The following is a 20,325-nucleotide window of genomic DNA, read 5'->3' as shown; positions in this document are numbered from 1 at the left end:
AAAATCTTATGATAAATTATAATACTATAATTAAAGAATACCTATTTGAAATATATAAAAACTATAATACTTGTATTTAGTAATGTAAGTTACCTTCTAAATGCTTTCTTCTATAAAGAGCATAACAATAAAACCTATTAACTAGGTAAATTTTTACTCATTATAAAATAAATATAAAATTAAAAATTAATTTATATTAGCAATTAGCTGGTGTCATAACTTACATTCCCCCTTCAACTCTTTTATATATTGTATCATACTTCATTTTAACTTAAAATAAGTATTTTACATTTTATTGCATATAATCCTTTTTATGTTCCCCTGGGGATTAAATCTCTAGGTATTGTGATTTATATAAATTATAGTATAGGCCTTCTTTTTTAAGCAGCTCTTGATGAGTACCTTCTTCTAAGATTTTCTTATTTCCTATAAACATTATTTTATCTGAATTAATTATAGTTGACAGTCTATGGGCTATTACAAAGGATGTTCTTCCCTTTAATAATTCTTCTATTCCCTTTTGTAATAAAGCCTCTGTTTCTGTATCTATACTTGCTGTTGCTTCATCTAAAATTAGTATTTTAGGATTTGATAGTAACACTCTAGCAAAGGATATAAGTTGCTTTTGTCCAACTGATAATCCAGTTCCTTGCTCATTTAATTCAGTGTAATACCCATTATTAAAGTCCTTTATAAAGTCATCTGCTCTTACTATTTTAGCAGCTTCTATTACTTCTTCATCAGTGGCATCTAACCTACCATATCTTATGTTGTCCATTATAGTTCCAGAGAAAACAAATGGATCTTGAAGCATAACTCCTATTTCTTTTCTTAAAGATTTTAGTGTTACATCATTTATATCTATTCCATCAACTAGAATTTCTCCAGACTTTATTCTATAAAATCTTGAAAGTAAATTAACTATTGTAGTTTTTCCTGCCCCTGTAGGTCCAACTAAAGCTATTTTTTCCCCAGCTTTAACTGTCATATTTATATTTTCTAAAATAGGCATATCTTCTTCGTATTCAAAATACACATTTTTAAATTCTACCTTACCATTAATATCTTTAATCTCTATAGCATCACTTGCATCATACTCTGGTTTTTCATCCATAGCTTCAAATATTCTTTCTAAGTAAGCCATTGCATTAATTAAGGTATTATAGAAGTTTCCTATGTTCATTATTGGAGCCCAGAATATCCATACATATGAAATAAAGGCTGCTATTAATCCTAAGGAAACTGAATCTCTAAATATTAAGATTCCAAAGATATAAATTAAAGATATTGATGCTACTGAAATAATATCAATACTTGGCCAAATTAGAAAATTAAATCTAACTGCCTTCATCCAGGAATCACTATTTTCAAAGCAAAGTTCCTTGAAAGTCTCCATACTTTCCCTTTTTCTTGAGAAAGATTGTGTTACTCTTACACCACTTATGCTTTCATGAATATACGCATTTAGGTTTGATTGCTTTGCACTTAATCTTTGGAAAGCCCTTCTTTGTGCATTTTTTATAGACATCATTACTATCATAAGTATAGGAATACCTATTAAAGTAACTAAGGTTAGCCTAATACTTAGGAATGACATAAAGACTATTGCCAATACTAAGGTAACCATATCTGCAATTAAATTTACAAAACCATTAGATAATATATCACTAAGTGAGTTAATATAGTTAACTACCCTTACTAATATCTTTCCATGAGGTCTTGAATCATAATAATTAAAAGGTACATATTGTAGATTTTTAAATAAATCATATCTCATATCTACCAATATATTTTGTCCCACATTTCCCATGGTCTGCATTCTATGCTTCATAATTATTGCTATAGCTATAAATATCATTATATATAAAACTGATATTAAAGCTAAATTCTTAATATCCTTATTTGGTATAAAGTTATCTAATGCTAATTTAATTATTACTGGTCCTAATAAGGCAAGTGAACTTGAAATTAACATTAAAATAACTGAAGCTGTTATTTTAGTTTTATAGGGTTTCATATATTTTAGTAATCTTTTTAAATAGTCTAAATTAAAGCCTGCTTCTAATTCTTCATCTACATCATATTTATTTCTAGCCATTTATACCCCTCCAATCCTTGTATCTATATTGCCATATTGAGTATAAAATATATTTGAATAGTATCCACCCTTTTGTACTAACTCATTATGAGTTCCTCTTTCTACTATTTCTCCATTATCTAATACTAAAATTAAATCTGCTTGCTTTAATGAAGAAATTCTATGGGCAATTATAAATGTAGTTTTCTTTTCTTTCATGTTCTTTAACTCATGTTGTATTTTCTTTTCTGTTTCCATATCAACAGCAGAAGTTACATCATCTAGGACAAATATTGTGGCATTTTTCATCATTGCTCTTGCTAATGACACTCTTTGCTTTTGTCCTCCTGATAGTCCTACTCCTCTTTCCCCTACTATAGTTTCATAACCTTCATCAAGACCTTTTATAAAATCATGCGCCTGTGCCCTTTTAGAAACTTCTTCTACTTCAGGGAAACTTGCCTTTGGATTACCGAAGGCTATATTATCTTTAATGGTATCTGAAAATAGGAATATATCTTGCATAGCTGTTGCAATATTTCCTCTTAAAATATCTAAATCTATATCCTTTATATTAATTCCATCAATATAAATATCACCTTCTGTGGCATCATAAAATCTTGAAAGCAAATTAATTATAAGAGATTTACCTGAACCTGTATGTCCAACTAAGCCAACTGTTTGTCCAGCTTCCACCTTAAAGGAAATATTATTTATTACCTTTCTACCTTCTAATGTTAAACTTACATTTTTAAATTCTATATTACCTTCAAACTTGTTAACATTATAAACATTATTCTTATTTATAATGATACTTTCTGTATTTATTAACTCCATAATTTTAGCTGAAGATGCTATAAATCTTTGAGCATCATTAATTAAATATCCACTCATTCTCATTGGGTTATTTAATGCCCATAATAAGCTACTAAAAATAATAAGTTCTCCAAAAGTCATCTTTCCTAATGCAACTAAAATTCCACCTACTAAAATCATAATTACAGAAAGGCTGTTAGATAAGAATTCAAGCTTAGGAATATATTTTTTAGTAACATTTATAGTATCAAGATTTCTATTTTTATAATTCTCATTTTCTCTAGTAAATTTATTAACTTCAAAATCCTCTCTTCCAAAGGCTCTTACTACTCTATTACCACTTATATTTTCTTGAACCACTGAATTTAATTTTGAATAAGCTTCTCTTATATTATAAAAGGTTGGTGAAATTTCCTTACTCATTTTAAAAGTTAAGAATCCAATCATTGGTGCAATTAAAAGCATAAATAGAGTTAAAATCCAGTTTACATACATCATTGCAATAATAGCAAAACTAAAGGTTGTTACAGCTGATAAAATATTATAAACAACCCAAGCAATAAAATGTCTTATGGCATCAGTATCTCCTGTCATTCTTGCCATAATGTCTCCAGTTTTTACTCTACTATAGAAATTAACATCTAAGTTTAAGAGTTTATCATATAAATCTGTTCTTATTTTAAATAGAACATCTTGTGAAATGTGTTCTAAAAGCATTTGATAGCTAAAGGTTATAATACCTTTAATGGCTACAATAGATATCATTATCGAAACAAGAGGAATAAGTAATGATGTTTCACCATTTCCAAAAACTCTATCAATAATTCTACCTGTAATAAATGGATTTATCATATTAATTGCTGAAGTCATTAATACTAAGAACAACGCAAAGAAATAGTTAAATTTGTGCTTTTTTAAATAGCTAAATATCCATTTTATGCTATCCATAATCTAGCCTCCTTTATATTGTTTATTTATAATTTTTAATTTTAATAGTTAAATATCTTTTAAAAATTTAAATAATATATTTCTCCTATATAAATTATTTCTATGTAAGATTATAGCTAAGTTATTGAAAATAAAAATGTATTATATTAAACTTTAAATGTATATTATTATACATTTAAAAGTAACATTTTATTAGGGGGTATTGATATGAGCAAAATATATACAAGCATAGACAATTATAATCCTCAAATTCTTTTTGTAATTGATGGATCTTGTTCCCCTGAAATCCCTACTCCAGAAACTAATTATCACTGCCATAATGATTTTGTTGAACTTTCCTTTATAACTTCTGGTTCAGTAGATTATTTAATTGAAGGTGAAAAATATACCTTGAGAAAGGGACAAGTTTTAATATCTAATCCAGGAGTTTATCATAGAGAGCTTTTTCATTCTAATACCAGATGTAATGAGCTTCATATTGGAGTAACTAATTTAAACTTATATAGTAACTCTAAAAAGGACTATATTGATGTTGGAGATAAAAATGTTTTAACCTTAGTTAAATACAAGGATGATATTTTAAAAACTTGCTTAGAAATATCTGATGAACAAAAGGATTATAATAATAGTTCTCCCTTTATTCTAAAAGCTCTAGTAATGAAATTATTAATCCTCTTACATAGGGAGATAAATGAAGAATCTCCTAATTCTGATTCCCATGAAGTTTCTTTTAAATCTCGTGAGAAAAAAGAGTTAGTTGAAGGAATAACTAAATATTTAAATGAGAATTATGTAAAAGATATATCCTTATATACACTTTCAAAAAATATGTATTTAAGTCCTGTTTATATATCTAAGATATTTAAAGAGATAATGGGTGATTCACCTATTAATTATTTAATACAAATAAGGCTTGCCAAATCAAAGGAGTTATTAGAAAATACAAAGCTTTCAATAAAAACTATAGCCAAGATGGTGGGATACGATGATCCTTATTATTTTAGTAAGCTTTATAAAAAGTATTATGGAGTTTCACCAAATAAAACAAGGGTTAACCTACGGTAATGTAAAATGAAAAATTAAGAATGTAGAATTAAGGTGTAAATTCCTCAAAGGTCGGAACTTAGAATAATGAATAATGCATAATGCACAATGCATAATTAAGGTGTAAATTCCTTCGGAATTTAGAAAAATGAAAGAATGAAGAAGGAATGAAAAAATGAAGTTTCTCTTTTGCTGACGCAAAATCAAAATGAAAAAATGAAGAGCCTCTTTGCTGAAGCAAAATTGGCATGAAAGAATGAAATAATTAAGGAATTTTAAATTTTATAACTCAGCTTGTCTGAGTTATTTCCACAATTATGCATTATGTATTGTCAATTATGTATTGATTAAAGTGTATTTATTAAAAGTCCAAGAATTTAAAACCTTGGACTTTAGTTCGTTATATAAGAACATAAGGCATTAACGTTATTCAAAACTTTCTTTAAATATTGTTTTTAATTTAGGCCCAACTCCATCTTTTATAACTTTTTTTAAAACAATTAATAAGTAGTATTATAAAATTGTTCTTTACTAATGTATTGTAACTTCAACTAGCTCTACGTTTTCCAATATAAAAACATATAAATATTAAAAATAACTCTAAGGAAAATGATAAATTAGATATGTTACAACCAAAAATATAATATATACAATAATAGACTTAGTATAATTTTTATTATATATTTATTTGGAATATAATTCCACAAATATAAAAAAATTATATATCTTCTCCAAAAAAACTATTAATATTAAAATTAAATAAATCCAAGAAATAAAAGAAAAAAACTCCCTTCGGAGTTTTTGAAAATTAAATAATTATTGATTAAACTTCATATAGCCTGAGCTATTTCTACACTTCTATATTCTTATTTAAAATTTATGAGCAAATAGATATTGATTCTTCTATTTTATCTCTATCTTCATTAATTTTATTCTTTCTACTTTCCCAAGCTAAATATCCAAAACATATTATTATTGAAACAAATGTTGAAATAGGTGCTGCAAAACCAATTTCATAAAGGGTAACCCCTTCTATTTTACTTATTATATATGTTAATGGAATCCTAAACATAAAGGTTGCAACTAGACTATGAGCAAGTGAAATTGTTGATTTTCCTTGTCCACTAAAATATCCATTCATACAAAATACAAAACTAACCATAATACAATCAATAGAAAAAGACATTAAGTATTGGCTAGCTACTTTAATAACTTCTGAATCCTTTGAAAAAATAGCTGTTAATTTTTCTGGACTTATTTGAGAATAAACTGCAGCAATAATTCCAAATATTAATGAATATATTATTCCATAATACAGAACCTTCCTTGCTCTTTTAGTTTTTCCTGCTCCAATATTTTGTGCTGCCATTGCAGAAACTGCTGATGCAAAAGCTGTTGGTGGCAACATTGCAAATATAATAAGCTTTTCTACTACTCCAACTGATGCTGATGCTATTACCCCCATAGTATTTATTACAGAAGTTATAATTAAAAATGATATATTTACTAATGCATCCTGTAAGGCTAATGGGAATCCAACAATTAATATATATTTACAGGATTCTCTATCTAACTTAAAATGCTTTCTTTTAATTTCAAAGGAAAATCCTTTCTTCCACATATAAATTATAGCTATTATAAAACTTATAGCTTGTGCAGAAATTGTAGCTATCGCAGCTCCTACAGCTCCAAAATTAAATACACCAACTAAAATAATATCTACAGCTATATTTATCACACATGCTATTAATACAAAGTATACTGGAGTTCTTGAATCTCCTATTCCTCTAAATATTGCACTAACTGCGTTATATCCTATAATAAATGGAATACCTAAAGAGCAAATTATTATATATTGTCTTGTATACTCTACAGCTTCAATAGGTGTATGCATTACAGAAATGGCTGAATCAGTAGCTAATAGCATTATTGGTGTTAATATTAAAGCAAATATTATAAATAAAATGCTTAATGATCCAATTGCCTTTGATACACCTTCATTATTTTTCTCTCCTACACACTTTCCAATTAATACTGTAGCTCCCATTGAAATCCCTAAAATTATACCAGTTATAGTTTGCATTACTTGGCTTCCAATAGCAACTGCTGAAACTGCTGATGAATCTGAAAACTGTCCTACCACAAATAAGTCTGCTGCCCCATATAATGCTTGTAATAAACTTGCAAATAGAAGTGGCATTGCAAATTTTAATAATGTTGTGCTAATTTTACCCTGTGTTAAATTACTCAAATCTAATGTCCTCCTAAGCTTATTTTAGTCTATCTGATGTATAATTTTTAAATATGATTTAATTGTAATTTACCCCTAAATCAAAAAAGCTGGATAAGTTAGTAAGCCATTGCTTACCATCTTATCCAGCGCATAATTCTAAAAAATTATTACACCCTCCGATGAACAAATTTATTTTACAAAGATTATTTTCTTTAGTCAAGGTTGTTTAATTATTGTTAATAATTCATTTACTCTGATTATTTAATGAATTGTGCATAATCTTATTGTAAAATTTCTTTAAGCTTATCCACTAATTCATCTGCCATAATATTGTGAGTTATTTGGCTTGGATGATATGCTTGTCCATATCCATTTTCCTCTTTTTGATGACTATGCTCTAGGAAAAATATATCCTTATTTCCTATGGAATTGTAGTATTCCACTACATTATTCTTAACATAATCTCTTATATCATCTAAGGCTTTCCCCTCCATAACAGGACCTATAGCACATATTATCTTTACTGATTCATAGTAATTTTTAATTCTGTCTATTAATCTTTTATAACCATCTACAAAGTCTTCTTTGCTTGGTGGATGTTCATTAAAATCGTTAGTTCCTAAATTAATTATTACAATATCAGGAACATAATTAGAGAAGTCCCACTTCTTATTTGCATCTTTATTAGTTATCCACTCTATTCTCTCTGGAAGTGGCATTGGGGAATCATCATAATTTCTTACTAGCCCAAGTCCTGACCAAGTAGTTAATGTTAATTCTGCATTTAACTCTCTAGCTGCTATAGCTCCATAGGAGGAATAGCTATTTTCATCCTTAGAATAAAAATCTCCAAATTCATTTTCTGATTCATTTCCATAACCACAGCTTATAGAATCACCAAAAATCTCTATCTTTAAAGGCTTTTCCTTAGGTGGCTCTAGTATTTTCCCATGAAAGATTTCAAAGCCATAAAAGCTTGCAGTTCCTACAAAGGCTTCTGTTCTCTTAACTAATTCTAAAGTATGTTCCCCATATTCTATATCTTCTACTAACTTATATAGCTTTCTTTCTGTAACAGGAAAGGAATGATTATATACTTCTCCATCTAAAACTACTAAAAAATAATCTTCTCCATCTGATTCAATATCTGCATAAACTCTATTTCCTATAAAATTTATAGTTAATGAAGTCTTAGCCCATCCAAATTCAACCTTATGAGAATTAGAAAAGTCAAATCTTCCTGAATATTTTATTTCATTTCTAGATAATATCATTATCTCTTACCTCTATTTTAAGATTTCATCTATTTTATTTAACTCTTCCTCTGAAAAACTTAAATTTTCAATTATTTTTACATTGTCTAATACTTGTTCTGGCTTACTTGCTCCAATTAATACAGTATTAACAATATCTTTTCTTATAACCCAAGCTAGTGACATTTCTGCTAGAGTTTGTCCTCTTCCCTCTGCTAATTCATTTAATTTTCTTATTTTATTTAATTTTTCTTCTGTTATATCCTTTTCATGTAGGAATCTACTAGTTACTTTCTTAGCTCTTGAATCTTCTGGAATTCCATGAAGATATTTATTAGTAAGAAGTCCTTGTGCTAGTGGTGAAAAGGCTATTGAACCAATACCTTCTTCTTTATGGACATCATGTAATCCTTCTGATTCACTCCATCTGTTAAACATACTATAACTAAATTGATGAATTAAACATGGTGTTCCATTTTCCTTTAATATTCTTGAAGCTTCCTTTAATTCCTTTGGATGATAATTTGATAAACCTATATATAAGGCTTTTCCTTGCTTAACTATATCTGTTAAAGCTCCCATAGTTTCTTCTAATGGAGTGTCTGAATCTGGTCTATGATGATAAAAAATATCTACATAATCTAAATTCATTCTTTTTAAGCTTTGATCTATGCTTGACATTAAATACTTTCTTGAGCCACCATTTCCATAAGGTCCAGCCCACATTTCATATCCAGCTTTAGTGGAGATAACCATTTCATCTCTGTAAGACTTTAAGTGTTTATTTAATATTCTTCCAAAGTTTTCTTCAGCAGCTCCAGGAATAGGACCATAATTATTAGCTAAATCAAAATGAGTTATACCATTATTAAAGGCTTCAAAAATTATATCCTGTTGATTTTTAATTGGATCTACTGACCCAAAGTTATGCCATAAACCTAGGGCAACCCTTGGTAGGTATAATCCACTATTACCACACTTTATATACTTCATCTTATCGTATCTATCTTCTTTAATATTTCCCATAATTCTTTCCTCCCAACAATATTATTATCTGTAGATAATTTATTTTTTCACTTTTCTGAATATTCTTCTTATATTAATGGAGCTAATTTCTTTTATAATAAAACTCCTTATATATAATTATAAATACATATATATTTATTGTCTATTTTATATATACCTTAAATAGCTACAAGTGTATTTAATTACATCTTTTATTCTATATAATTCACTTTCCTTATTAGTTTTTCTCCATATACTTGAATAATCATAGAACCACTCTTCAAAGGCTTTAGCTAATTCTTTATACTTAGTATTTTCTAAATTAGAATTATCCTTATATAATTCACAATTTATTATTACCACCATTATTTCATTTATCAATGATATTCCTCTAGATGCAATTATAAATTCTTGAATTATCTCCTTTGCTTCTATATCTTTGATTCCATAAGATAGATATTGGAATCTTTCTATTATTTTATATACCTTCTCTTTCAAATCATGTATTTCACTAAGATTTGCTTTTTTCATTTTATTTATTAATTGCTCTTTTATAGGTTCATCAGTATTAAATTTTTCCTTCCATACTACAAGGTCTTCCCAGTTAAAATGCTGACACTTTCCTAAATCTGCTAATAATTTAACTAAAGTTCCACTACTATCTTCAAACTCTATAACAGATATATCCTTATACATTTTATTAAAATCTTTTTCTATTTCTGGATTCCAAGATAATGCAGCACCATATATCATAGCTGGAATAGAGCTAGGTAATAAATTAATATTTCCAAAGTCTCCCCAATTGGTATTTAACACTCCTATGGCATTATATTTTACTCCATAGGAAACCATTCTATATATATTCTCAAAAGCATTATCCATTAAATTCATTAAATGGTTCCATCCTGCTACCCCAGGACATACATATTGTTTTCTACCACTTTCATAAATTGCTTTTGTATCCTTCTCTTCAGCACCATACCAATAATTCCAATTTAGGCAAATTGCATCTTTGTCTATAGTGTCTATTAAATCTGGATGCCCTAATATTACATCTCCCCAAAACATTACTTCTTTATGATATTTTTTTACAATAGAAATAACTTTATTGAGAAAATCAACATAAAGCTTTCCGACTCCTAATTCTTCAGCCTCTTTACTACTTTTTCCCTTGCCTAAATCAAAGGTTTCATCACAACATATATTAAATTTATTAGATGAAAATAGTGGTATAAATTCTTCTAACATTCCTCTAACTAATTTTATGCTACCTTCATCACTAACATTTAGCGTATGATGAGCCATTCTATCTATAAAAGAAAACTTAGTTTCTTCTTTTTCTGGTAAATCTAATTCGCATAATCTTTTAAAGGATTGAGTTTTTAAAACTTCATATAAGTGTCCAAAGGTTGCTATTGATGGTATAAGCTCCACATGTTTTTTTCTACAATAGTTATCTAATAAAAGTATTTCCTCTGAAGTTAATGGGTCTTTATCCATCCAAACTTCGCTCATTCCTTTAAATGCAAAGGTATGTTCAATATATAATTGAAGTTCATTTATCTTATAAAATGCTGCCTTATCTACTAACTTCATTAGTGTCTCAAGCTTAGGCACCTTTCCCCTAGTAATATCATGATAAAAGCCTCTATGCTTAAAGTAAGGCTTATCCTCAATTATTACTGCTGGCAAGCTATATCCATATTCTCTTATTATTTGTATTAATGTCTGAATTCCATAAAATAAGCCTTTATCACTAGAAGCATTTATTTCAATCCTATCTTCTTTTATTATTAGTTTATACTCTTCCTCTTCCATTGATGGAATTTTCTTTAATAATATAAACATATTATTAATATTGTAATTAGAAGCCTTAGTTATATTTATTTTAAGTCCAAAATCCTTATTTATTTCCTTTTGCAATAATATTGCAGAATCTAAATCCTCAAAGGAACAGTTGTAATCTAAAATTATATTAGTTTCTCTTTTTAACTTAAAACTTTCTTCAAGATATTTTATACTTCTAGGTACTGGAATTATATTCATTTATACTCCTCCCACTTAATTAAAATACTTATATATTTTCTCTTGATTTTTATAAGACTTATTTAATATTAAAGGTAATAAAATATCTTAATTTATAAAAATCTTGATATATTATTACCTTATAACTTTAATTACCTAAGCTTAACTTTAAAGGTTTTTATTTCAAAAGGCTTAATTGTAAAGCTCATAGTATTTCCATTTACATCTACATTTACATCTTCTATATCTCTTTCTAATAAATTACACTCTACAGCCTTCTCTATATCTCTAAAGAAAGTTAAATCAACATTTGATTTCCTATTATGGAATTCATATAGTCTGATTATTAAATCATCACTATCTTCCGCCTTTTTTATAACCTCAATCATTACATTATCTTTATTTACACTAGCTAAACTTAATTCTCCTTCTAATGACCCTTCTTTAGCTTCTGTAATTTTTGTAAATAAAGGTGTATTTAACTCATAGCCTTCATTAACAGTTTTAGCTTCCTTCCATGTTCCAGTATGAGTATATATTGAATAAGTGAAGAAATGCTCTTCCTTATCTGCATCTGGATTTGGATCAGATGTTGATTTTAATAGTGTTAATCTCATATTTCCGTCCTTTATATCATGACCATATTTACAATCATTTAATAATGAAACCCCAAAGCCTCCTTCTGATAAGTCTGCCCACTTATGACCACATACTTCAAAGGCTGCAACATCCCAAGATGTATTATTATGAGTTGGTCTAGTTACATTTCCATATTGAATTTCATAAGTAGCATCCTTGGCATTTATATCTATTGGGAAGGCTGCCTTAACTAAGATATCTTTTTCCTTCCAATCTATATAAGTTTCAAAATCTATTCTCTCTACCTCTTTATACACATGAATTTTTTGAATTACTCTTGAATCTAAGAAGCATCTCTCAACCTTTAGTGTACTTCTTACAGGACCTTCTTCAATAACTTCAATGCTTTGAACATCATCTATTCTCCACATTTTTTCTTTATAATATATATCTATATCCCAATTATCAAAACTCATAGGTTTATCTTCAAAAGCTTGAAGCTCATTACCTATTGCTCCTTCTTTTAATATCTCTCTATTTTCTTCCTTATTTATAAATGAGATAATCTGTCCCTTACTATCAAATTTAACCTTGAAAAATCTATTTTCTACTTCTTCCTTAGAAATCTTAACTAATTCATAGTTAGATTTTGTTGCTTCTATAACCCTAAAGGTTTTATATCCATTGGATGGAATATTCTCAGCAAAAAATATAGCCTTATTTCCCTCTATTTTTTGACATTGAATTTCAAAGTTATTCTCATCAATAATTACTGGATTTTTTATATCCATTGGTATTTCAAAGGTTGCAATATCACTTCTATTAAATCCTAAAGTATTAAATACGACTAGGCTTCTTTCCTTAATATTTATATTAGAAAGTATATCATCTATACTGTTTTCAATAAGATTATCCACATTTTCTAACAATTCCTTATACTCAACATCTGTAACATCATAAACTTCTTTAATAGATGAGCCAGGAATAATATCATGGAATTGATTTAATAATATTTTCTCCCATGAATTATTTATATTACTTTGAGGATATTCATTACCTAATAATAAGGAAATGGAGCTAAGTTTTTCTGCTGCTATATATAGATTTTCACATTTCCTATTATCTCTTTTATTTCTTGCCATTGAAGTGTAGGTCCCTCTATGGTATTCAAGATATAATTCTCCTACCCACTTTTTCAAAGTTTTATTTCCTAATACTTTTTTCTCTAATCTCTTGAAATAATCAAGTGATTTACCCATTTTTACTTTTGGTGCTCCTGGTATTCCTTTAGATAATCTTCTAGCATTCTCAAGCATTTCGATAGTAGCACCACCACCACCATCTCCCCATCCAAAGGAAACTAATACATCATTATTTATATTCTTATTTTGGTATCTTCTCCATGCTCCCATTATTGCATCTGGCTGAATATGACCATTATATGTTGTGAAGTGAGAAGCTCTATCTTGTTTAGGAGTTGTTGTTGTTATAAAATGTGTTAATACCTCACTTCCATCTATCCCTTTCCACATAAATGTGTCATTTGGAATTTTATTAAATTGATTCCAAGCTATTTTAGTTGTCATAAAATAATCTATATCTGATTTCTTAAGCAACTGAGGCAATGCTGCTGAATATCCAAATACATCTGGAAGCCATAATATCTTATTATCAACATTAAACTCTTCTTTGAAAAATCTTTTACCATGAAGTATTTGTCTTACTAATGACTCTCCTGATGTAACATTACAATCTGCTTCAAGCCACATAGAGCCTTCTGGTTCCCAAACACCTTCCCCAATTTTTTCCTTTACTCTTTCATATAATTGAGGATAATCTTCCTTTAGCATCTTATAAAGCTGTGGTTGAGATGACATAAATATATACTCTGGATACTCTTCCATTAGCTTTAATACAGTTGCAAAACTTCTAGCTACTTTTTCTCTTGTCTGTGCCACAGTCCAAAGCCATGCTACGTCTATGTGGGTATGTCCTACACAAGTTGCAACTACATTTTCTTCACCACATAATTCTCCATAAAACTTATCTTTTAGAAAGTTATTTGCTACATTAACACTTTCATCATATTCCTTTGATTTTGGTCTCCTTAAATCTACTAAATTTATAGCTTCATTTAAAAGAGTTATCATATCAATTCTATTTTTGTCTTCACTATCTAACTCTTTACATACATCTAAAGGAACTTTTAAATTCCAGTATAGCTCTCTAGAATTCAAATCTAGTTCTACTAACTTCCCATATAATGTGGCTTTCTTATTAGAAAGCATCCCTGAATATGCCTGTAAATCTATTTCATATCTTGTTCCAGCAACAGCATTATGAGTTAAAATTACTTCTCTATGATTTATGTCTAGACCTTGTACTTCTTTTTCATTAACATATAACATAAATTGAGGATTCGTTGCATCCCATCCTTCATCAAAAGTATGAAAGTTTAAGGCTATTACCTTTCCATGAAGATTTTCTGGAACTTCTATAGAGCATTTAAACCACCCATGGCAGTCTCTTCCTCCCCATAAGTCTCCACTTCTAAACTCTCTCCAATCCTCTTCTTTTAAACCCTTAATTAAATTAATATTATTGTAATTTCCATCAATATATTTATAAATATCAAGAGATATCTCATTTCTATGTATATTTTTAGCTATTTCATTGCAGATCTTTTCAATTCTTTCTAATAAATAAAACATAAATCTTCTCCTTAAAATATTAATATTTTAATTTATACCCTTTATTACTACTCTATTAATTTTATACCTAGGCAATTTATAAAAACTATTCTTTTACTGCTCCAATTGTTAATCCACTTACAAAATACTTTTGGAAAAATGGATAAGCAAAAATAATAGGTACAGTAGTTATAACTACTATTGCCATTTTTACTGTTTCCTTTGGCATTTGAGATACTGCTTCAGTAGCAGATAACCCCATGGTATTAGAATTGTTTATTAAGAATTCCATTGAGGTTTCTAATCTTATAAGTAAGTATTGTATTGGTATTAAAGTATTGTTATCTATATAAAGCATTGCATTAAACCAATCATTCCAAAAACCTAAGGTTAAAAACAATGCTATAGTTGCTATTCCTGGTAGGGATATTGGTAGTATTACTTTAATAAATAATAGAAATTCTGAAGCTCCATCTATTTTTGCAGATTCTACAATTGCATCAGGTACTGAAGTCTTAAAGAAAGTTCTTAAAATTATAATGTGAAATGAACTGACACAAATGGGTAATATAAGTGCCAATATATTATTTTTAAGGCCTAAAAATCTTGTTACTACTAAATATGATGAAACCATACCACCAGAGAATAACATTGGAATAAAGATTAGCTTAGTAAAGAATTTTCTATATGCAAAATCCTTTCTTGATAATGCATAAGCAAAGGTTGTCATTATAACTAATCCTAATATTGTTCCAACAACAGTTACTACAATAGTTATCCCATAGGCTCTAATTATATTACTTCCAGATTTAAATATATATTTATAAGCTTCTAAGCTCCATTCTTCTGGCCAAAATCTATATCCATTTACTTGTAAAGCCGCCTCACTAGTGAAGGAAACCATTAAAACAAATAAAAATGGTACTATACATAATGCTGCAAGTAATAAAAACATTATATTTAAAATTGTATTTGTTGGTTTTGATATTCTATTAAATTTGTTTGGTAGCTCTTCTACCTCTTTTAATTTTTCTACTTCTTCTACTTCCTCTGCTGCTTCTATATTTTTAATATTCTTAGTATTATAAGAAATATTATTAATTTTTCCTTCCATACTCTACACCACCTTTACTTTTAGAAAAATGCATTTTCATTATCTACTTTTCTAACAATTCCATTAGTAACTAATATTAAAACAAGTCCTACAAAGGATTGATATAGTGCTGCCGCTGAACTCATTCCTATATCACCTAAGTTCATTAATCCTCTATAAACATAAGTATCTATAACATTAGTTACTGAATATAAGGCTCCCGAATTTTTTGGAAGTTGATAGAATAATCCAAAATCTGCTCTAAACATTCCCCCTACTGCTGTTATAAACATTATTACTAAAACAGGCTTCAATGAAGGAATAGTAATATATCTTATTTGTTGCCACTTAGTAGCTCCATCAATCATTGCTGCTTCATAGTAACCCTTATCTATTCCGCATATAGAGGCTAAATATACAACTGTTCCATAACCTACTGACTTCCATTGGCTCATAAATATTATTATTATAGTCCAATACTTAGGTTCAGTGTACCAAGAAACTTTATTTTTTCCTAAAGTTGTCAGAATTCCGTTAAAATATCCTTTTTCAGGACTTAAGAATACAAATAAGCAATAGCTTACAACAACCCATGATAAAAAATAAGGTAAGAACATAGAACTTTGATAAAATTTAGCTAACCTTTTATTTAATAGTTCATTAAGTAAAATAGCTAATATAACTGGAACTACAATACCTAAAACTATAAAAATCAAATTATATAAGACTGTATTTCTTGTGATTAGCCATGCATCACTACTATTGAATAAAAATCTAAAATTACTAAGTCCTACCCATTTGCTTCTTATTAAGCTTTCTATAAATCCACCATTAATTCTCCAATTTTTAAAAGCAATTACTATACCTATCATTGGTAAATATGCAAAAATCAGAAACCAAAGTGTTCCAGGTAGTGTTAATAGTAAAAATTCTCTATTATCCTTTAACTTTTTGAATTTTGATTTTCTCTTCTTTTTATCTAATTCCTTAAATTTAGCCATTTCTTAACCTCCTTTTTATGTAACCTTTCTTGTGTTTATTAAAATATATCATAATTGATATTTTCCATAAAGTTGAAATACTTTAGATTTAGTGAAGAAATTAAAGTTTTATAATATAACAAGAAAGAAGCTGTCCTAAGACAACTTCTTTTATTAGTAATTCTTCATTTCTCTTAATGTTGATGGGCAAACTCCATAATATTTTTTAAATTTTCTATAGAAATAACTAGTATCAATATATCCTACTTCTTTAGCTATGTCATTTATCCTCATATTTGTATTAAGTATTAATTCCTTTGCCTTAATATTTTTTGCTTTATTCAAATATTCTGAAAATGAACATCCTATTTCCTTTGAAAATATTTGTCCTAAATATGAACTATTTACATTATATTGATATGCTAGAGTTTTTAAACTTAACTCTTCATAATATTTTTCATTGACTATATGTACTATTTGTTGAACTACAGGGCTATATTTCACTGTATCATCACTCATTGCTTCAATAATGTCTTCTACTTCCCTAAATATAAAGGCTTTAACACTTTTTCTAGTGCTTTCATTACATAATTCTATTATTGTATTGCTTAAGCTATCTTCTCCATACTTTTTTTCAATATTAAATTCATCTGATATCTGATCAATTAATATTATTACTCTTATTGAAAAATCGTAAATATTTTTAGGTGTTAAATTCTTATTACCTATTATTTCGGATATATACTTCTTTAAAGACTTCTTATCTTTCTCTATAATCAACTTATTTATGTAATCTATTTCATCTTTAAAACTCTTATTATTTTCTTTTATATCTCTAATCTTCTCTTTATATATGCATGTATTAACTCCTTCTGTTAATATATACTTTTTAAATTCACTAGCTACTTTATAACTTTTTCTTATATCTTTTATATCAAAAGCAGTATCTCCTACACCTATAAAGATGTCATTATTAGACTCTTCAATAAGTGCCTGCTTAATATTTTCATAATAATTAATAATATCTTTTCTAGACATATCTTCATTCCAAGAGTTCACTAATATAACTTGATCATCATATTTATAAAGCATCTCGAATTTATCATTTGTATTTCTTTCGATTATATCTTCAATGTATATTTTATTATCTTCATTTTCTCTTCTTAGTATTTTTATATTTGCAACTGTATATATCTTGTTGTATATATCTATTGAAATAGGCTCTTCCATATTATATATAAAATTCTCATCTAGCATTCCCTCTAGATATTGAATTGTTTTTTTATTCTTATCTAATAATATGTTTTTTTCCTTCTTTTTCAAATCTAAACCTTTAACAATTCTACTCATAGCTTCTTGAAGTTCTTCTTCATCTATAGGCTTTAATATATAACTTTCAACCCCATACCTTATTGCCTCTTTTGCATAATTGAATTCATCATATCCTGAAAGAATTGTGAATCTGGTATTAGAATTTATTTTTTTTATTTCATTAATTAACTCTAGTCCTGTTAATTTGGGCATATTAATATCTGTTACTATTATATCTACAGCTCTATTTTTAAATTTATTTAAGGCTTCTTCTCCATTATGTGCTACTTCTCTTACTTTTAATCCGAGGTTTTCCCAATCAATAATATTCATCAGTCCTTGAGTAATTAATTTCTCGTCATCAACTAACATTACATCATACATAATTACACCTCTTTACATAAAATTTTTAATATTGTAGTTACTCCACACTCTTCATTCCTTAATATATTCAGCCCATAGCCTTCCCCATATTCATTAACAATTCTTTTATTTACATTAACTATTCCTATTGAATCACTTTCCTGTATATTATTAATTAATTTTTCATTTATCGTTTCTAATTTTTCCTCAGATATACCTCGTCCATTATCTATTATTTTTATTAAAATATCATTTCCTACTTTACTTACATCTATCTTTAATAGATTATCATCCTCTTCAAATTTAATTCCATGTACAAAGTAATTCTCAATTAATGGCTGTATTGAAAATTTCACAATTTTATATTTTTCAAGCTCCTTTGGACAGTTTATTTCATAATTAAAATTATCATAATATCTAAATTGAAATATTTCTATATACTTTATACAATAGTCCAATTCATCCTTTAAAGTTATTATATAACTATCCTTAACTTGCTTTCTAAATAAAGAAGAAAGATTGTATAGCATTTTCCCAACGTCTTTATCACCATTGCAAATGGCTTTCATTCTTATTGACTCCAGAGTATTGTACAAGAAATGAGGATTAATTTGATTCTGCAATGCCACCATCTCTGCTTTTTTTTGTTCAATTTCTGCTAAATATATTTTTTTAATATGTTTATTTAAATCCTTACACATTATATTAAAATTCTCAGAAATATAATTAATCTCATCATTATCAGATGTAATTGGAATTTCTACATCTAAATTACCATTCTTTACTTTTTCCATAGCAATTAGAATATTATCTGTTCTATCACTTAATAATTTTAATTTAATATATAGAATAGATAAAGAAATAATTAGAAGTAAAATATCTACAAAAACTATAGACTTAATTAATACTGGAGATATTTTATTGACCTCTCTCTTTTCCATCTTAGATACAGAAATTATTTTTGAAGGATTCATAATTTTATTTATATAGTATTTCTTATCTAAATTTACTTCACCATAGCTATTTAATATTTCATCATAATATTGGTATTTTTCATAATTATATTCATCATAAGATTGGTATATAATATATCCGTCACTATCTAAAATCATCACTTGATGCTTATCATCATATTTTTTCACTATATCTTTTACGGTATTTAAGTTGTATGTGAGGATTATTAACCCCTTGCTTTCTAAGTCAATTGGATCTCTCACTTCTTTTATAAATTTTAGTTTATTCTTTCCTGCTAAAATATTTTTATCACTTTCTTCTGTTGGTATATTATCCTTATTGATATTTACTACTTTAATTTGATTTTCCCTATTAAAAGAACTTTCTTCCATTCTACTGTAACTTACTAATGAAATTTCCTCTAAATTATAATTTAAATTAAAGGAGTTACTTATAAATCTTTCGGTACCATTATAGTAATTACTTGAACTTTCAGCTAGCCTGTCCAATTTATCTGTTAGATAAGAAATAGTATCTCTTTCCATAAATCTAAGAATATCTTCTTCAACCCTTAAATCGCTATGCATATTTTTTATAATTATTTCACTAGAATTATTTATCCTATTTATTTCATCATTAATATCAAAAAGGATTTTTTCATTAATATAGGATTTCATTTCTTTATTGTTCTTTACAAAGGTATTTACAAAATAGAAATCAAGTGCTGTTATTAAAAAAATAGTAACTAATATATTAACTGTAAATAATCTTTTATATACCGTTGACTTTCTTATCTCCATATTTCTACCCTTTCAGTATATCTTATATATATATTTAATCATATTAAATTTTTTATTTAAAGTTGCTAAAAGTTGCTAAATTCTATTTTTATTGTATTTTTTCTAGTTAAAACTGCTAATTTCGCCCTAAAAATTGAATTTATATACACCTTAA

At 27.4% G+C, this 20,325-nt stretch carries 12 protein-coding genes; 1 reads left to right on the top strand and 11 read right to left on the bottom strand.

Annotated features, from left to right (window positions below; genetic code table 11):
- Nucleotides 1-328: 328 nt before the first annotated feature.
- Together HUJ77_RS00635 and HUJ77_RS00630 are read right to left on the bottom strand one after the other, a co-directional pair.
- On the bottom strand, nucleotides 329-2,098 hold the full coding sequence (locus tag HUJ77_RS00635; RefSeq protein WP_291706633.1) for an ABC transporter ATP-binding protein: 1,770 nt from the start codon (nucleotides 2,096-2,098) through the stop codon (nucleotides 329-331).
- Entirely contained in the window at nucleotides 2,099-3,841 is a 1,743-nt protein-coding gene (locus tag HUJ77_RS00630) for an ABC transporter ATP-binding protein (protein ID WP_291706632.1), read from the bottom strand. It abuts the gene before it with no gap.
- 207 nt (nucleotides 3,842-4,048) lie between these two features.
- Between HUJ77_RS00630 and HUJ77_RS00625 the strand changes: the two genes are divergently transcribed.
- A complete protein-coding gene (locus tag HUJ77_RS00625; protein ID WP_291706631.1) occupies nucleotides 4,049-4,906 on the top strand; it encodes an AraC family transcriptional regulator in 858 nt (285 codons plus the stop codon).
- An 856-nt stretch (nucleotides 4,907-5,762) separates the two neighbouring features.
- Here HUJ77_RS00625 and HUJ77_RS00620 read toward each other — a convergent pair.
- The 9 genes from HUJ77_RS00620 to HUJ77_RS00580 all read right to left on the bottom strand — a co-directional run bounded on the left by HUJ77_RS00620 (nucleotide 5,763) and on the right by HUJ77_RS00580 (nucleotide 20,171).
- Nucleotides 5,763-7,136 carry an MATE family efflux transporter gene (locus HUJ77_RS00620; protein WP_291706630.1) on the bottom strand — a complete coding sequence of 458 codons (1,374 nt, stop codon included), beginning with the start codon at nucleotides 7,134-7,136 and terminating at the stop codon, nucleotides 5,763-5,765.
- Nucleotides 7,137-7,399: 263 nt separating this feature from the next.
- Nucleotides 7,400-8,392 (bottom strand): SGNH/GDSL hydrolase family protein, encoded by a 993-nt coding sequence (locus HUJ77_RS00615; RefSeq protein WP_291706629.1) that lies wholly within the window; start codon nucleotides 8,390-8,392, stop codon nucleotides 7,400-7,402.
- Between the two features lie 12 nt (nucleotides 8,393-8,404).
- Nucleotides 8,405-9,397, bottom strand: a complete 993-nt coding sequence (locus HUJ77_RS00610; protein ID WP_291706628.1) for an aldo/keto reductase — start codon at nucleotides 9,395-9,397, stop codon at nucleotides 8,405-8,407.
- A 147-nt stretch (nucleotides 9,398-9,544) separates the two neighbouring features.
- Nucleotides 9,545-11,422: a glycoside hydrolase family 20 zincin-like fold domain-containing protein gene (locus HUJ77_RS00605; RefSeq protein ID WP_291706627.1), complete on the bottom strand. Its 1,878-nt coding sequence runs from the start codon at nucleotides 11,420-11,422 to the stop codon at nucleotides 9,545-9,547.
- A 131-nt stretch (nucleotides 11,423-11,553) separates the two neighbouring features.
- The gene (locus tag HUJ77_RS00600) at nucleotides 11,554-14,691 is read right to left on the bottom strand and encodes an alpha-mannosidase (RefSeq protein ID WP_291706626.1); all 3,138 of its coding nucleotides are present in this window, start codon (nucleotides 14,689-14,691) and stop codon (nucleotides 11,554-11,556) included.
- An 85-nt stretch (nucleotides 14,692-14,776) separates the two neighbouring features.
- The gene (locus HUJ77_RS00595) at nucleotides 14,777-15,784 is read right to left on the bottom strand and encodes a carbohydrate ABC transporter permease (RefSeq protein ID WP_291706625.1); all 1,008 of its coding nucleotides are present in this window, start codon (nucleotides 15,782-15,784) and stop codon (nucleotides 14,777-14,779) included.
- Nucleotides 15,785-15,804: 20 nt separating this feature from the next.
- Nucleotides 15,805-16,764, bottom strand: a complete 960-nt coding sequence (locus HUJ77_RS00590; RefSeq protein ID WP_291706624.1) for an ABC transporter permease subunit — start codon at nucleotides 16,762-16,764, stop codon at nucleotides 15,805-15,807.
- 153 nt (nucleotides 16,765-16,917) lie between these two features.
- Nucleotides 16,918-18,438: a response regulator gene (locus tag HUJ77_RS00585; protein ID WP_291706623.1), complete on the bottom strand. Its 1,521-nt coding sequence runs from the start codon at nucleotides 18,436-18,438 to the stop codon at nucleotides 16,918-16,920.
- A gap of 2 nt (nucleotides 18,439-18,440) precedes the next feature.
- A complete protein-coding gene (locus HUJ77_RS00580; protein ID WP_291706622.1) occupies nucleotides 18,441-20,171 on the bottom strand; it encodes a histidine kinase in 1,731 nt (576 codons plus the stop codon).
- Between the last annotated feature and the right edge of the window lie 154 nt (nucleotides 20,172-20,325).

Origin of the sequence: Clostridium sp., from assembly GCF_021443865.1 — a bacterium.
GTDB lineage: Bacteria > Bacillota > Clostridia > Clostridiales > Clostridiaceae > Clostridium.
This window is presented reverse-complemented; position numbering and strand designations above follow the sequence as displayed.

What these genes read in the sequence shown, in the direction of transcription:
- HUJ77_RS00635 (WP_291706633.1), bottom strand. Translation starts at nt 2,098, where the DNA reads ATGGCTAGAAATAAATATGATGTAGATGAAGAATTAGAAGCAGGCTTT.
- HUJ77_RS00630 (WP_291706632.1), bottom strand. Translation starts at nt 3,841, where the DNA reads ATGGATAGCATAAAATGGATATTTAGCTATTTAAAAAAGCACAAATTT.
- HUJ77_RS00625 (WP_291706631.1), top strand. Translation starts at nt 4,049, where the DNA reads ATGAGCAAAATATATACAAGCATAGACAATTATAATCCTCAAATTCTT.
- HUJ77_RS00615 (WP_291706629.1), bottom strand. Translation starts at nt 8,392, where the DNA reads ATGATATTATCTAGAAATGAAATAAAATATTCAGGAAGATTTGACTTT.
- HUJ77_RS00610 (WP_291706628.1), bottom strand. Translation starts at nt 9,397, where the DNA reads ATGGGAAATATTAAAGAAGATAGATACGATAAGATGAAGTATATAAAG.
- HUJ77_RS00605 (WP_291706627.1), bottom strand. Translation starts at nt 11,422, where the DNA reads ATGAATATAATTCCAGTACCTAGAAGTATAAAATATCTTGAAGAAAGT.
- HUJ77_RS00600 (WP_291706626.1), bottom strand. Translation starts at nt 14,691, where the DNA reads ATGTTTTATTTATTAGAAAGAATTGAAAAGATCTGCAATGAAATAGCT.
- HUJ77_RS00595 (WP_291706625.1), bottom strand. Translation starts at nt 15,784, where the DNA reads ATGGAAGGAAAAATTAATAATATTTCTTATAATACTAAGAATATTAAA.
- HUJ77_RS00590 (WP_291706624.1), bottom strand. Translation starts at nt 16,764, where the DNA reads ATGGCTAAATTTAAGGAATTAGATAAAAAGAAGAGAAAATCAAAATTC.
- HUJ77_RS00585 (WP_291706623.1), bottom strand. Translation starts at nt 18,438, where the DNA reads ATGTATGATGTAATGTTAGTTGATGACGAGAAATTAATTACTCAAGGA.
- HUJ77_RS00580 (WP_291706622.1), bottom strand. Translation starts at nt 20,171, where the DNA reads ATGGAGATAAGAAAGTCAACGGTATATAAAAGATTATTTACAGTTAAT.